We start from the raw sequence: 562 nt of genomic DNA, 5'->3' as shown, positions 1-562 counted from the left end.
GATCGCTAAGGCACTGTGCAGAATTAATCCGTTCCCACCCATTTCCCGTTGGTCCATACCCTTCCCGTTTTGGCTTTAATTTTGCCATAATCTAAATAGGTAGTATCTCCTATACACAACACCAATTCTTGTTCTTCCACGGCTTCACTGGTCATTTCACAGTGTGGTTTTATGATCCTGCTAAATTCTGTTTTCCGATTGGCGAAAACTCATAAGCTCTTTTAACTCAGAGCCACTCTTAAATATCTCGGACAACGCTTTCCCGAATCCTTGACTTATTTTTTGCCGATTGAGTACCCTCGGTTGCTTAGTCTCTCATCTCCTAATTCACAACTTGCAAAATTCTTGTCCCACCAGTTCATCATTTTTCTTCCCTGCTTTTGCTTGATTTTTACTACTTTAACCCCATCTGCACCCTTTATCTGAAAGCCTCTTCTGGTCTGCCTTTTAAAGATCCCGTGAAAAGTAAGCTCTTAAATATCTCGGACAACGCTTTCCCGAATCCTTGACTTATTTTTTGCCGATTGAGTACCCTCGGTTGCTTAGTCTCTCATCTCCTAAT

At 41.6% G+C, this 562-nt stretch carries 2 pseudogenes; both read right to left on the bottom strand.

The features are described from left to right. Positions 1-155 (bottom strand): annotated as a pseudogene (locus PSE7429_RS27495) (IS4 family transposase); the annotation flags it as partial. 25 nt (positions 156-180) lie between these two features. Beyond that, positions 181-362 (bottom strand): annotated as a pseudogene (locus PSE7429_RS28290) (IS4/Tn5 family transposase DNA-binding protein). Between the last annotated feature and the right edge of the window lie 200 nt (positions 363-562).

It is taken from the genome of Pseudanabaena biceps PCC 7429 (genome assembly GCF_000332215.1).
GTDB classification, from domain to species: domain Bacteria; phylum Cyanobacteriota; class Cyanobacteriia; order Pseudanabaenales; family Pseudanabaenaceae; genus Pseudanabaena; species Pseudanabaena biceps.
The sequence above is the reverse complement of the archived record's forward strand: the minus strand, read 5'-3'. Positions and strand labels throughout refer to the sequence as shown.